The sequence below is a fragment of the Alkalimonas collagenimarina genome, assembly GCF_030717845.1.
Lineage (GTDB): Bacteria > Pseudomonadota > Gammaproteobacteria > Enterobacterales > Alteromonadaceae > Alkalimonas > Alkalimonas collagenimarina.
This window is the reverse complement of sequence record NZ_JAUZVZ010000002.1, coordinates 82,081-95,901: the sequence shown is the minus strand read 5'-3', so window position 1 is coordinate 95,901 and position 13,821 is coordinate 82,081. Positions and strand designations below refer to the sequence as shown.

Genomic DNA, 13,821 nt, shown 5'->3' with positions numbered 1-13,821 from the left:
TATCCTTGCTGCAATCCATGAAGTTACGCTTTTGGTGGTGTATAGCCTTCCACTTCAACTGTTTTGCCTTCAAACAAGAAGGCTACCATTTCGCTTTCCAGCAACTTACGATGCTCTGGATCCATCATATTGAGTTTTTTCTCATTAATCAGCATCGTTTGCTTTGCTTGCCAAAGCCCCCACGCTTCTTTACTGATGCCATCAAAGATTTTTTTCCCAAGTTCACCCGGATACAGTTGAAAATCTAACCCTGGTGCGTCTTTGTTTAGGTACTGACAATGAACGGTACGCGTCATAGTTCGAATAGCCTTATAAATTTACGGTTTTACTTAACGAGTAGTTTATCTTAATCCAAAGCGGAATGCTTTAACTGCTGCTCAATCCACTTGCGAATGGGCGCAGGTAGGCCTACCTCAGTCAATTGTTGCCGGTTGTACCAGCTTTGGCAGGTACTTTCTTCCACCTGTTGCGGCGGGCTCCAAATAGATGCATTCAATTGATAATGACTAAACTGATGACTGAATTGCCCCAACAATTTTGCTTGAGCTAAACGTGGGTCGTCAGCCTCAACTTCGGGTAAAGCCAACAAGGACGACCAAATACCCCGATCAGGCCGTTGCTCTAACAACAGCTGCTGTTGCTGATGCACCCATAAAAAGTGGCCTTCCCGGGTCGGCTTGGCTTTTTTGACTTTTGGTGTGGGTAGCTCTGCCACTCTGTCTTGCTGATGCGCCAGACAAACCGTTTGCAAAGGGCAGTCCTGACAACCGGGCTGACGAGCCTTGCATACCGTCGCGCCAAGATCGAGCAGTGCCTGCGCAAAGCGCCGGTTGTGATGCTGCGGTGTCAGTTGTTCCGCCAACTGCCATAGTTGCTTTTCCAATGCGCTCTGGCCGGGTGAGCCTTCTAAGGCAAATAACCGACAAAATAACCGGCGTACATTGCCATCAACAATGGGGCCGTAGCTATCATAAGCAAATGACATAATGGCTCCGGCCGTGTAGCGGCCAATGCCCGGGATTTGCTGCAAAGAAACAAGATCATCTGGAAAACGACCCCGCTCGGTAATAGCGATAGCCGCCTTATGCAGATTGCGGGCACGAGCATAATAACCAAGCCCCTGCCACAACCCCATCACCTGCTCTTGCGATGCTTGTGCCAGCTGACTGATATCTGGAAAGGCGGTCATCCAGCGTTCAAAATAAGGGATCACCGTGCTGACCTGAGTCTGCTGCAGCATCAATTCAGAAACCAGCACTTTATAGGGACTGACATCTTGCTGCCAAGGCAAATCGTGTCGACCTTGCTGCTGCTGCCAATCAATGACCCATGTTGCAAAATCATCTGCACTAAACGAAAGCTCTGTCACATCCACTCCGGGTTTGAACTGATGGCCATCCTAAAACGTTGTGGCAGGATGGGTATGTACTTGGGTATGCGCTACAGCGCCCAGTATACCCAATCAACCAGCAACTCTGAAGCTCGCATCTTTAGGTTGTTTGGGTATAATACGCCGCTTAGCCATATTCAGCCGGAGCACACGATGAGCGACACCCCACAGCAGCCAACTACCGAGACCACAGAGCAGCCGTCTTATATTCGACGTATTCGCAGTTTTGTGCTCCGTGAAGGGCGTTTAACCAAAGCTCAAAAGCTCGCTCTGGAGCAACACTGGCCGTCTATGGGGCTGGATTATCAACCGCAGCAACTTGATGTGGCCGCCCTGTTTCAGCGCGAAGCTCCAACGGTATTAGAGATTGGCTTCGGTATGGGAAAATCCTTAGTGCAAATGGCACAAGCGGCGCCAGAAAAAAACTTTATCGGTATTGAAGTGCATCGCCCGGGTGTCGGTGCTTGTCTAGCCGATGCAGCCAGCGCAGGCATCAGCAACCTCAAGGTAATACAACACGATGCTATCGATGTGCTCAACGAGATGCTGCCGGATCAGAGTTTATCAACGGTACAATTGTTTTTCCCCGACCCCTGGCCAAAGAAAAAACACCACAAGCGTCGTATTGTCCAAACAGATTTTGTGCAGTTGCTGCGTAAAAAACTGGCGATAGGCGGTGTCTTCCACATGGCGACCGACTGGCAGAACTATGCCGAGCACATGCTTGAAGTGATGCAGTCTGCGGAAGGATTTAGTAATGTCTCCGCCGAACAAGATTATGTTGAACGCCCAGCGCATCGGCCCGAAACCAAATTTGAATTGCGCGGCAAAAAACTAGGCCATGGCGTTTGGGATCTTATGTTTAAGCGGGAGCACTAATATGCTCACTACTGCCAGCCAGATGCTGCTGCGAAACCTCGCCGACCTAAAAGGAAATACCCTGCTGGTTGAGCCTCCGCTCGACCCGCTTGCAAGCCAATTACCCAAGTCAGATAGTGAACGACAATTCAGTGTCTTTACCAGCCAGACGTCTGTCGCTGCAAACTGGCAAGGTGCCAGGGTTTCATGCAGTTTTGGTATCAAGGCGGATTTTTCTCAGCCCTTTCAAACCGCGGTGCTGTTTTATCCAAAAAGCAAAGAGCAATTTCACTTTATGCTGCAACAAGTCAGTCCGGTACTGGCGGACGATTGCGATATTTTTGTGGTAGGCGACAATAAAAGTGGTATTAAAACCTTAAGCAAGCAGGCAGCAACACTCGGCATGTCGGCACATAAGCTCGACAATGCCCGCCATGCTTTGTGGTTTTTACTGGCAGGCAAGCGGCCAACCGGCACGCCATCGATCAGTGAGTTTTCGCTGGAAATTCAGGGGCAGCCCCTACAGATCTGTTCCATGCCCGGAGTGTTTAATCATGGCGCACTGGATCCTGGCACCGCGCTGTTGTTGCAGCAGTTCACCAGCCCGCTCAGCGGCAGCGTGCTTGATTTTGCCTGCGGTTGTGGTGTCATTGGCGCCTGGCTCAAACAAAACAACCCTAGCATTGAATTAATAGCCTCTGATGTCAGTGCCTTGGCCGTGGCAGCTACGGAAGCGACCCTGGCTGCGAATCAACTGACAGGCACAGTCATCGCTGCTGATGGCTTACCGACAAGCCCCGCGGTATTTGATCATATGGTCACCAACCCTCCTTTTCATACCGGGCTGAAAACCGACTACAGCATTGCTGAGGCTTTTATACGTGACTGCCCCAAGCGCATTAAAACTGGTGGTAGTCTGACACTGGTGGCGAATACACATTTGCCTTACAAAGGCTGGTTGGAAGCAAGCTTTGGTCATTGTACTATACTGGCTAAAAGTAATGGGTTTACTGTGTATCAATGTATTCAACGAAAAAAACTATAGGGTCTGTCATGAAGCATGCTGCCATCATGATTCTGCTGTTTGTTGGTGGGTTGTTCACTGAAACTTCTTTTGCTGCAGATAGCGACTGCGTGCAAAACCCCCGACGAGTAAAAGCCTGTTCGCATTTGCTGTACCGTATGATGCAATTGCCCGATCAGACTGGCGCCCAAATGCGTTGTATTTGTGTCGAAGACTTTCAAGCCTTTTTGCAACAGCCAAGCTCAGACGTAGCCCAGATCCGCCAGCGTATGGATCGACGCCAGCTTGAAGCGGAACTTGGCATGGAGTTAGAACCTATCCTGCGGATCTTGCGCCGCGAAGACTAGAGCCCTAGCCTAATCGAGAAAATATACAGGTTATCAATTTGCTAAATCATTGATTTGTGCATAACATCATAGTAAGCCAATTCTGGCAAATCAGGCCAGCTACGATGATGACAACTCAATGATACAAAAAACCTTTTCTTTAAAAAGCATGCTGATCACTATTATCATGTTGATTTGCAGCTTAACACTCATTTCTTCACTTGTTATCTCGATCACTCACGACATCAATGCTCAACGGAGCAAGCTACTAAACCAACTTGAAGCGTACGCCACTATCGTAGCATTCAGTTCAGCCAGTAACTTACAAAATAATGATAGCGAGTATCTTGAACAACAACTGCAAGCCTTTGCTGCCGAGCCTATGATCGATAATATTCATATTTACAGCTACCACTCAACGCAACCTGAACCATTTTTCTTTACCAGTTATAACCGTCAAACCGTTGGCCCTCATCCCACACAGTTTCATCGCCTTGAGCAACTTCAAACACCGAAACGAAGTGGTCATTACATTGAGGTTATCGCTCCCATTATCAGCAATGCGGAGTCAATTGGTTACGCCTATCTCAGAGCGAACACCAGTGAATTATCGCAATACACTCAAAATCAGATTGTTTATGGGGTCAGTATGGCATGTATTGCTTTACTCATCGCTTTTATGGTCGCTCACCGCTTGCAGAAGTGGGTCACGCGACCCATAGCTGTTTTACTGGAACAAGTTCAGCGCATCACCAAAACCCAGGATTTCAGTCTGCGAGCTCCCTTCACTGATTTAGAAGAGGTGGACTCCTACAGTAAAGCGTTAAACCTGATGCTGGAAAAAATTGAACGCCAATTTCGAAAGCTGCAAAGTGCTGAGCAAGAAATACGTCAATTAAACCAAAGCCTTGAACAAAAAATATCTGAACGGACACTGGCATTAAAAGAATCAAATCAAGAACTACTGAGTACTCTGGAGACGTTGCACCAGTATCAAAATCAAATCGTCGAAACTGAAAAAATGTCGAGTTTAGGACAAATGGTGGCAGGCATAGCCCATGAAGTGAATACACCTATTGGTCTTGGCATTACAGCATCGACGCTGATGCAAGATAAGTTAAAAGTCATAGAACAGTGTTTTGAAGAAAAAAAGCTCACTTCGTCACAGTTGGCTCGTTTTCTCAAAGAGGCCGATGAGAACCTTAGTATCGTCTATCGTAATCTGGAACGAGCCGCGAGTTTAATCCGTAGTTTTAAACAAGTAGCCGTCGATCAATCCAATGATCATGATCGTGAATTCAATATGCTGCAGTTGATCAATGAAGTTTTATTGTCATTACGACCAAACCTGAAAAAAACCTCGCATGAGGTCATCGTGAGTTGTCCGGAACATCTCGTGATACAGAGCAAGCCTGGCGCCATTAATCAGATCCTGATTAATTTGATTATGAACAGTTTAATTCATGCATTTAGCGACAAAGAGCATGGACAAATTAATATCACCGTCACCACCGAAAACAATGATTGTCAGCTTTTCTACCAAGATAATGGTTCCGGCGTACCTGAGCAAATACGTAAGCGTATTTTTGATCCTTTTGTCACCACTAAACGAGGGGAAGGTGGTAGCGGACTTGGCATGCATCTGGTCTATAACTTAGTGACCCAAGCCTTGCGAGGCAAGATACAGCTGGAAAGCTCTATCGATGAAGGCGTGCATATTTTCATTGCATTCCCTGTCATTTTGAAATCAAAAAAACACAATAACTGATTGTTTTTTATGCTATTTATCCCATAAAAAATGGATCTTTACTTTAGTCATCTCTAAATGTTAACAAAACCACTTGTTAACAAAGCAAAGTAAAGCTATAATTGAGAACTAATTGACAATGGTATGTCATAACAAACCATAGAAATAAATCACCAGTTTCACAAAAATCACATAAGGTTAATCATATGCAGACCCCAGTCGTTCTGATTGTTGAAGATGAAGAAGTTACCCGATTAAATCTTGTCAGCCTGTTTCAAGGCGAAGGTTACGATGTCATTGAAGCTATAAATGGCGATGAAATGAACCAGCGGCTGGCAGATACCAAGGTCAATCTGATTGTGATGGACATCAATTTACCGGGTAAAAACGGCTTGATTTTAGCGCGCGAACTCCGTCAAAAAGAAAAAATTGGTTTAATCTTTTTGACTGGCAGAGATAGCGAAGTAGATCGTATTCTTGGCTTAGAAATTGGAGCCGATGATTACCTAACCAAACCATTCAACCCGCGTGAATTAACGATCCGTGCCCGCAACTTGTTAAGTCGCACCGTTGCTCAACCTGTGGTTGAAGAGCACAAAAGTGTCGTCACATTCAACGGCTGGACACTGGATGAAAACAGCCGCAACCTGACTTCACCAAAAGGCGAATCACGTCGCCTGCCTAAAGGTGAGTATCGTGCTTTGCGTTTAATGCTTGATACCCCGGGTAAAATATTCACCCGTGAACAATTGATCCGTCATATGACAGGACGTGAACTGCGCCCTAATGACCGCACCGTTGATGTCACCATTCGCCGCATTCGTAAGCATTTCGAAACCGATATGGATACGCCAGAGCTGATCAGCACCATCCATGGTGAAGGCTACCGCTTTGTGGGTCATATCGACAAAGACTAAATTGTTTGCGCGTGCTAGTTCGCGCTAGTGATTGACAATGTAATCTTTCAGAGCGGCCAAGTGCCGCTCTGTTGTTAAGTGAAAATCAACCAGCTGACGCTCCAGTTGATGCCAGTTTGGCTCTTGCAACATCTCATACTTTTTCGCCTGGGTTTGCACCCACTGCAAGCCAACCGAAGCGGCTGCCCCTTTTAAGGTATGTGCGGCATCCTGAAACTCAGCGACGTGCTGATGAACCACCGCCTCAAGCATCTTATTGATGTATCCTGGAAACAACTGACTAAAAAGCTTTGCACTTCTATCCATCGCGGTTTTACCCAGCGAGTTCATGTAATCATCTAAGGTAGCCAAATCCAACATATCATTGGACTGGTTCTGTGGTTCGGCAGCAACTGTTTTCACAGCACTGGGAGAAAAGAGCTGAGCCAGCAACTGGTCTAGGTTATTGGTATTAAGGGGTTTTGCCAAAGCGCCATCGATTCGAATGCCGGATAATTGCGCTTCGGCTTTACGCACATTGGCACTTAACACCACGATGGGGATCTGCTTAAGATGCAATTCTTGACGCATCACTTTGGCGATTTGATCGCCCGTCATGTCGGGCAATTGCATATCCAATAACACCAAATCAATGTCATCTTCTGTTTCCAGCAATGCCAACGCATCTTCACCGGTATCCGCATGGATCACCGTATGACCGCGCTGCTCTAATAAACTGATAGCAATATCCGCATTAAGCGGCACATCTTCCACCAACAAAATGGTGAGCTCTGGACACTCAATGGTTTCAATGGTGGGTTTGCTGACTAACTTGGTCGGCAGCAATACCTCAAAGGTACTGCCCTTGCCAGCTTCGCTTTGTAAGCTAATCTCACCACCCATGGCATCGACCAACGCTTTTGAAACCGACAAACCAATACCTGAACCTACCGCACTTAAACGCCGACCGTCGCTGGATTTATAATACATATCAAAAATACGCTCTTGCTCCAGGCTGTCGATACCAATACCAGTATCACTGACTTTGAGCCGCAGCTGAGAGGTATCGTGTTGCAGCAGTTCACAAGATAATCGAACCACACCTTGACTGGTGAACTTCACAGCATTATTGAGTAAATTCCATAATACCTGCCTGATCCGTGTAGGATCCAAATGCAAATAGCAAGGTTCAGGTATCATTTGCTCTACTTCGAACTGCAAGCCTTTTTGCTGACAAATCAGCTCAGCAAAGTTATCAATATCCTTAATAAAGCTATTGAGCTCAACACTTTGATACAAAATATCCAAGTCTTGCCGGTCAATTTTATCCAGATCAATGATGTCGTTAAAAATATTGCCCAGTGTTTCAGCACTGGTAAAAATAGTCTGTCCCCAACTCAGCTGTTGGCTGCTTAATTGGCTATCCAACAAGCGCTGTGTCAGGCCAACGATGCCATTCAGAGGCGTGCGTAGCTCGTGGCTAAGGGTAGCAATAAACTTACCTTTATCTTGATATGCTTTTTCTAATGCTTGCTCAGCCAGCTTACGCGACGTGATATCACGGCCAAAGCCCAGCAAACCAATGTAGCGTCCCTGTTTATCGAAAAAGGGAACTTTACGCATTTCGAACCACAGATTTTGGCCATGACAATCAGTGAACTCAACATCAAGAGTTAATTCTGAATGATGAGACGACACTTCATGATCACTTAAGATAGCAATCGGCACGGTATCCTCATGAAAAATATCAGCAGGATGCCGGCCCAGCAGCTCCTTGGCTGGCTTGTTCATAATCACTTCAAACATTTTATTACAGCTGGCAAAGCGGCCCGTTTCATCACGGTAATAAAATAGATCGGGGGAGCTGTCGACGATCGAGCGGATCAGTAGGGTTTGCTCTTCCAGCTCTTGCTGTGCTTTTTTTCGCTCTAAAATTTCTTTTCGCAGCTCATCAATGGCTCGACGCTTGGCTTGAAATGCCTTTTTACGCTCTTCAATCTCAAAATTAAGCTGCCGAATATTTTCCTGCAGATGTTGATTAAGCATTTTTTCTTGTCGGCTGGAATCCTCCAGGTACAGCAGCGTTGCATCCAGATGCTGAATCAAATAAAACACCAGAGCCAACACCAAGGGTCCAAGCAACAGTGTCAGTACCAACACCGATAAACTGGTATGCCAACTAAGGCCGGAGCCAAGTAATAAAGAGAGGCCTAGCGACAACAAGGTAGTCGCTAACGTCACAAATAGCTGAATCAGTAGCAGCAGTTTCAACCAACCCCACTGCCTTAAACGTTCAGCAAATCCTTTCACTAAAGGATGTACTTGATCCACGATCATGAAAGCCCCAGTAATTGCATTATTCCAGCAAGGTGGTGGTAATATCCACTCGTACATTCTGATATGAACAATAGCTCACTTCCCGATCGGACACAGCAAAGAAGCCGAGCGCCTGTCGGGTAGATGCTTGTTCAGCCAATCGAAATTGAAACTTATGATTTGCCAATTGGCTGAGTCCTGTCGCCTCGTCACTTTGTGTACTACATAGACGCTTTGCTAATTGCTGGTAGTGATCTGCATTTAGTATATGGCTTGCATGCAGGCTGGCAGGGCTTGGCTCCCGCTCGGCTTGTTTCCAGCTGGCAAAGTTAATATTGAGTGCATCTTGCTTGAGTGTTGCATCATCGCCATGCGTTAGGTAATGCGTTGCCACCCCAGTAATAATTTGCTCGTTCTCTACGACAGTTTGAGCTGCATTCTGGGTGTCAGCAATATAGACGCCACCTTGACCTTGCACTTCAAAATGAACCGAACCATCTGCTTCAGGCACTGACACCAATAGTGCTGTGGCTTCATCGACGCCAAAACCAAACCGCGTTGAAGTAGCCAAAGCCAGCTGAATTAAACGACCTTCCCGCCCCCGCTCAGAAAAGTGAGTATCTAAAATTCCCCAAGGAAACAGAGCTGCGCCGCCAGTGGCCGTGTAAGTAAGAAATAATTCACCAACACCTTCAGGACAGCGCTGCTGTTGCGCACAACCACGAACGGGAGCTTCGGAAGCAATGGCACCGTGAATTAATGCATGGGCACTATCGCCATTGGTGATCATTGGTACTGCCTGATCGGCAGACCCCGACATCACGGCCGTCCCTGCGCTGGTTCCAGCCACGATGAGCTGGCCAGCGGCTAATCGCTGCTTGATAGTCGCCAGCTCCTGAGTTGCTTCACCGCTTGGTAAACGCAGTGCCTGTAAGGTCAGTGATTGATCGCCGCCATTAAACAAGATGCCATCAGCTCGCTCTAATAGCGCCAGCGTATAGTCACTGCCTTGTTGGCAGACCTTGCGCTGATAGTCCATTAAATCAGGATAAACATGCGCCCGATTGTAACTGCCATGGATCTTAGCAAGGTGTTGCTCCAGGTCCTCACATGCGGTTTCATCACTTTGACGCAACTGTTGGCTTTGATGGTAGGGACCATGGATGGGTAACCACTGAGCAGTTGCTCCAGCTTGTTCAAGCGCATTAAGATAAAAATCCACTGCCGCAAATGGATCTCTTGATGAAGCGGTGACCAATAAAATTAAAGGCTTCTCTTTGTCTGAATGCTTTTGCGCTTCGGCTACCAGACGTTGATACAAACTAATGGAAAACTCATCATTCGTTTGCAATAGCGCCGCTTGCTCTTTCAACCGTATGGAGGGCATCTCAGGGTCAATCACCATGATCTCTAAATAATCGAAAATAAAATCAAGCTCTTCAGCGGAGAGTTGCTGATACAAATCAGCTCCCAAATGATGTTGCCCCTCTTGCTCTAATTCCAACTGACGAAAAGCTTGCCGCAAAGCTGCAAACGTCAGCGGCGCTTGGCCCTGTTGTTGCTGCAAAGCATGTAAAGCAGCGGGTAACCAGCGGCTATTTTGTGCAGAAAAAAGCGAATATGGGTCGCTGATCACTCGCTTAATCTTGTCATCACTCAACTGAAATAGTGCTTGTGATTTTGCTTTTGCAGAAAATTCAGTGTCCGGTAAACAGCTATTTTGAGCTGCTGAGCTACAGGTTTTAACTCCTCCTCCCATCAGCATTAATTGGTGCTTATGCGATGATTCAGCGGTAACTGGCAGCGAAAAGGCGACTAACGTGAAAAAAAATAGCAACAGCGTACTACGGCGGTTTTGATAAGGCATGATCTTCATTTTTTTAGGATTTTTTTTCATAGAACGGATTTTTGCTTCACTTTTTACTGACTGCATAGAGTAGCCTGTATTGACATCTTTGCCAATTAGAGATAAATCTATAGGCAGAATTTATGCATTTTTGTTTCAAGGTAGCGGTATGCTGAAAAAAGCCATCAAGCTCAGCACATATCACTATTCGTCTTACTACCTCTCAGAGTGGTTTAACGAATAGCGCAACCGGTCATCCCTGACCGGTAGGTGCTATTGGTCCTATCCACCGAAAAATCCAATGTATTACCATAATAATCAATTGACGGTTGAACCTCTCACCGCGCTTGCCTGATCGATCTTTTCGATCCAACGGCTGCGGGTTGAGGTTGCCGTGCAGCACAGGTGTAACATGATGCGTAAATTTTCTGCTCTTACAACAGCAATAACTACTGCTTTACTCTCTGCCAGCTTGGTCGCAGATACCAATGAGGTGGCACAAGATGAACAAAGGCTTGAACGAATTGAAGTGACTGGCTCACGTATTCGTGGCGTCGATTTGGAAGGCACACAGCCCCTTGTTGTACTGTCTTCTGAAGATATTAAAAACTCTGGTGCCAGCGATATATACGAATTACTACGCGACCTCGGCCAAGTCCGTGGCGGCAGTGGTACTTTCTCTACCTCAGAAAGTGGCGCTACCTCGACTTCAACCCCTGGTGGCCAGGCTGCAGCCTCTTTGCGTGGTTTAGGCCCGGCTTCTACACTGACCCTGATTAATGGCCGCCGCGTCGCTGCATCGTCATTTGCGGCTGGCACTCAGAACTTTGTCGATATTAACAGCATTCCATTGGCCGCGATTGAGCGGATCGAAGTACTGGCAACCGGCGCATCCGCTATTTATGGTGCAGATGCCGTTGCTGGTGTGATCAACTACATCTTAAAAACTGATTACGACGGCGCCGAGCTGAACGTCAGTTATGGCAACAGCACTGCCTCGAGTAACGATGGCAGAGCCAACATCAACTTTGTCTATGGCACCGAAGTCGCTGGCGGTAATCTGACTGTGTTTGCCGATTATTTTGATCGTAAAATGCTGACCGCTCAGGATCGAGAGTTCACCCGTACACCGGCTCTGGTTAGTAATTACTCCTACCTGCCTAAAGGCACGCCAAATATCTATTTTAACTCTGCTCGAAGTGGCGATGAGATTGGCAGCCCGGATTGTAAAACCGAATTTGTCACCACCGAGTTTGGTGAACAAATCTGTGCCTACTACAGCAATGAAGACGATGTGCTGCAAAGCCCGTTCAAAAGTGCCTCTATTGGCTTTATGTTTAATAAAGAACTAGCCAATAATCTGCGCTGGAACACCGATGTATTTTACAGCCGCACCAAATCTACTTCATTTTCGAGCCCAGCACCTATTGATCAACTCGATGATACGGAAGGAGCTTGGGTGCAAGAAGATGCTCTGGATATTTTCCCGGGTACCACCAGAGATTCTACCTTTATCTATTTCGGTGATGATGAAATTTGGATCGATCCATTCTTCTCGCCAGCTGGAGAAAGACTATGGGGTTTCCAGTTTGACGCACGTTTCAATGATCCTCGCACCGTTGAAGTAGAAAGTGAGGCGATTCGCTTGGTCTCCTCTTTGGCTGGTGATATTGGCCATTGGGAATGGGAAAGTGCGATTTTACTTTCTCGCTCAGAATCTACTCAAAAGGCAACCGCTGGCATCTATAACCGCTATAAATACCATGCAGGTATCGCTGGTGAGCTTTGTCTGGATGGTACTTTGGCTGGCTTCGATGGTTCAGGCCTAAGTTGCGCCTCTGGTTCCAGTCTAGCCGGTGTGTACAATCCATTTTTACAGAATGATGCTGGCAATGAAGCCATTTTAGCGCTTGCTCAAGAAGTACCAACCCGTGATGGCCAAAGCACTGTTTATGGCTGGGATGCCCGCTTTAGCGGCGAACTGTTCGAGCTGGATGCTGGCTTTGTTGGAGCGGCTTTAGGTTTGGAGTTACGTCGGGAAGAAATTAACGATGTGCCTTCTTTGAATGCTCGTGCTCGCCCGGAAAATGACTATCTGGTCGATGTGTTTGGCTTTGGTTCCAGCCTGTCAGAGGCAAGCCGCACCCAAGCTGCCGCCTTTGCAGAAATCTATGTACCTCTGAGCGATAGCGTTGAGTTATTGGCGGCTGGCCGCTACGATCACTACAACGATTTTGGTGGTACTTTCAATCCAAAAGTGGGCCTGACATGGCGTCCAGTGGATGAGTTGGTTTTACGTGGTTCATGGGCCACGTCGTTCCGCGCACCATCGTTAACTCAAGCCGGTGTTCAGCTGCGCACTACCACGGCAACCTATGATTGTAGTGCCAATCAAACAGTCTCGGATTTGTATTGTGATGGCCAAAACTTTACCAGCAGTCCGAATGTACTGGAGCTGGGCAACCCGAATTTACAAGCAGAAACCTCAGAGTCTATCAGTCTGGGCCTGGCATGGAGCCCGACGCGTGATACCACCATCACTATTGATTACTGGCAGTTTGATCATGACCGCTTGGTCGATACCGACATGACGGCGATGTTAGCACGCACGGCTACCGATGCATCGGTACGTCACTGTGGGCTGGTGCCACAAGGACAGATTGGTATCGCTTACAATCCTGACGTTTGTGATGTCACGGATATGTCAGGCCGTCGCATTGATCAGGATGGCGCGAACTTGAGCGAAATCCTTGATGCCTATGTCAATGAGTTCGATCCTCGCTTTGATGAGTTACCATTATTGCGTGACCACGTGATCCAACTGGAAAACGTCGGCAAACAAGAAGTAAAAGGTTTGGATATCAGTTTCAGACATACACTGGATTTTGCTGGTGGTCGTTTAGGACTGGATGCCGACTGGACCAACTACATTTCCTTCAAACGTAACAAGGCCGGCTCTGATGATATTGAATCATTGGTAGGGACCTACCGTTACCCACGAAACATTGGTAGCGCTCGGGTATCCTGGAGCTATGAAGATTTATTCCTTGGCTTAACCGCCTTGTATACCTCTTCTTACCAAGACGATATCGGTCGTTTGCGTGGTCGCAACCTTGATGAGCTGGAAGACTTGGGTGCTCTGAATGAAGATGGTGGTCGTAACGTCTCTTCCTGGACAACCTTACGAGCCAGTGTTGGTTATGACTTTGACAATGCAGCCATTAACTTTAGTATTGATAACCTGCTGGATCGTGATCCACCACGCGTTTTCGGCAGTGCTCGTGGCTTTGATTCCATCAATCATAATGCCATGGGTCGCAGTTATCGTTTATCCTTAACTTACTTCTTCTAAGAAGTCACTATAGGGGGGAGCTTAGCTCCCCCACTACTTTCTATTGATTGATACAGGCAGATTGTT

General features: G+C 46.9%; 10 protein-coding genes. 6 read left to right on the top strand and 4 right to left on the bottom strand.

Annotation, left to right across the window (positions count from 1 at the left end):
* Positions 1–23 precede the first annotated feature (23 nt).
* Together Q3O60_RS01655 and mutY are read right to left on the bottom strand one after the other, a co-directional pair.
* The gene (locus Q3O60_RS01655; RefSeq protein WP_305892159.1) at positions 24–296 is read right to left on the bottom strand and encodes an oxidative damage protection protein; all 273 of its coding nucleotides are present in this window, start codon (positions 294–296) and stop codon (positions 24–26) included.
* A 50-nt stretch (positions 297–346) separates the two neighbouring features.
* The gene (mutY, locus tag Q3O60_RS01650; RefSeq protein ID WP_305892158.1) at positions 347–1,369 is read right to left on the bottom strand and encodes an A/G-specific adenine glycosylase; all 1,023 of its coding nucleotides are present in this window, start codon (positions 1,367–1,369) and stop codon (positions 347–349) included.
* Positions 1,370–1,543: 174 nt separating this feature from the next.
* Between mutY and trmB the strand changes: the two genes are divergently transcribed.
* The 5 genes from trmB to arcA all read left to right on the top strand — a co-directional run bounded on the left by trmB (position 1,544) and on the right by arcA (position 6,262).
* Positions 1,544–2,269, top strand: coding sequence for a tRNA (guanosine(46)-N7)-methyltransferase TrmB (trmB, locus tag Q3O60_RS01645; RefSeq protein ID WP_305892157.1), 726 nt, complete (start codon positions 1,544–1,546; stop codon positions 2,267–2,269).
* Between the two features lies 1 nt (position 2,270).
* Positions 2,271–3,293: a methyltransferase gene (locus tag Q3O60_RS01640; protein WP_305892156.1), complete on the top strand. Its 1,023-nt coding sequence runs from the start codon at positions 2,271–2,273 to the stop codon at positions 3,291–3,293.
* 8 nt (positions 3,294–3,301) lie between these two features.
* Entirely contained in the window at positions 3,302–3,619 is a 318-nt protein-coding gene (locus tag Q3O60_RS01635; RefSeq protein WP_305892155.1) for a hypothetical protein, read from the top strand.
* A 118-nt stretch (positions 3,620–3,737) separates the two neighbouring features.
* Entirely contained in the window at positions 3,738–5,366 is a 1,629-nt protein-coding gene (locus Q3O60_RS01630) for an ATP-binding protein (RefSeq protein WP_305892154.1), read from the top strand.
* A gap of 185 nt (positions 5,367–5,551) precedes the next feature.
* Positions 5,552–6,262, top strand: coding sequence for a two-component system response regulator ArcA (gene arcA, locus Q3O60_RS01625; protein WP_305892153.1), 711 nt, complete (start codon positions 5,552–5,554; stop codon positions 6,260–6,262).
* A gap of 24 nt (positions 6,263–6,286) precedes the next feature.
* Here arcA and Q3O60_RS01620 read toward each other — a convergent pair whose 3' ends face one another.
* Together Q3O60_RS01620 and Q3O60_RS01615 are read right to left on the bottom strand one after the other, a co-directional pair.
* Positions 6,287–8,578 (bottom strand): ATP-binding protein, encoded by a 2,292-nt coding sequence (locus Q3O60_RS01620; protein WP_305892152.1) that lies wholly within the window; start codon positions 8,576–8,578, stop codon positions 6,287–6,289.
* Between the two features lie 19 nt (positions 8,579–8,597).
* Entirely contained in the window at positions 8,598–10,490 is a 1,893-nt protein-coding gene (locus Q3O60_RS01615) for a cyanophycinase (RefSeq protein WP_305892151.1), read from the bottom strand.
* A gap of 328 nt (positions 10,491–10,818) precedes the next feature.
* Between Q3O60_RS01615 and Q3O60_RS01610 the strand changes: the two genes are divergently transcribed.
* Positions 10,819–13,755 carry a TonB-dependent receptor plug domain-containing protein gene (locus tag Q3O60_RS01610; protein ID WP_305892298.1) on the top strand — a complete coding sequence of 979 codons (2,937 nt, stop codon included), beginning with the start codon at positions 10,819–10,821 and terminating at the stop codon, positions 13,753–13,755.
* The last annotated feature ends 66 nt before the right edge of the window (positions 13,756–13,821 follow it).